This window comes from Undibacterium paludis (assembly GCF_022568815.1).
Taxonomy (GTDB): Bacteria; Pseudomonadota; Gammaproteobacteria; order Burkholderiales; family Burkholderiaceae_D; genus Undibacterium.
Genome location: NZ_JAKZHX010000060.1, coordinates 1 through 623, shown reverse-complemented (window position 1 = coordinate 623; position 623 = coordinate 1). Strand labels below are relative to the sequence as shown.

1 protein-coding gene is annotated in these 623 nt (G+C 57.1%); it reads right to left on the bottom strand.

The window, feature by feature from the left end; genetic code table 11:
• A partial coding sequence (locus LZ463_RS28910; protein WP_241459782.1) for a hypothetical protein occupies positions 1-623 on the bottom strand: 623 nt, incomplete at both ends.

Below are 623 nucleotides of genomic sequence, written 5' to 3'. Positions count from 1 at the left end.
ACGGTGACGCCATTGCCGGTCAGATCGGCTGAAGTGGTGCGGCTGGCGTCCCATGAAGCAGCGGCAGCGAGGTTGAAGGTGGTGGTGTCAACTGCTGTTGTGCCATTCTGGTTCAGTACACCATTGATGGCCAGTTTGTCGGTGGCATTCAAGATGACGTTGAAGGAGGTGGCACTGGCGGCGGTGATGTTAGGTGAAGTCAGGGTGTAGGAACCACCCTGGCCAGCGATGGACAGTTTGGTGACATCGATGGTGTCGCCGGTGACCATGTTGGCGCCGGTGACGACCAATGTCCCTGTGCTGGCATCATAGGTGGAGCTGATGATGATCGGTGCGGCATTGGAGACGGTGATGCCATTGCCAGTCAAATCAGCAATATTGCCGCCGGTGATGACGCTGTCCCAGTCGTCGGCTGCTGCCAGGTTGTAGGTGGTGCTGCTGATCGACGAAGTGCCATTCTTGTTCAGGAGAGCGTTGACTCCGGCGATATCGGCACCGGACAAGGTCAAACTGAAGCTGGTGGCGGAGGTGACTTCGACATTGCTTGACGTTGACAGGGTGTAGGTTGCTCCGCCTTCGCCGGTGAAGGTCAGTTTGGAAACAGTGATGTCATTCGTTGCGCC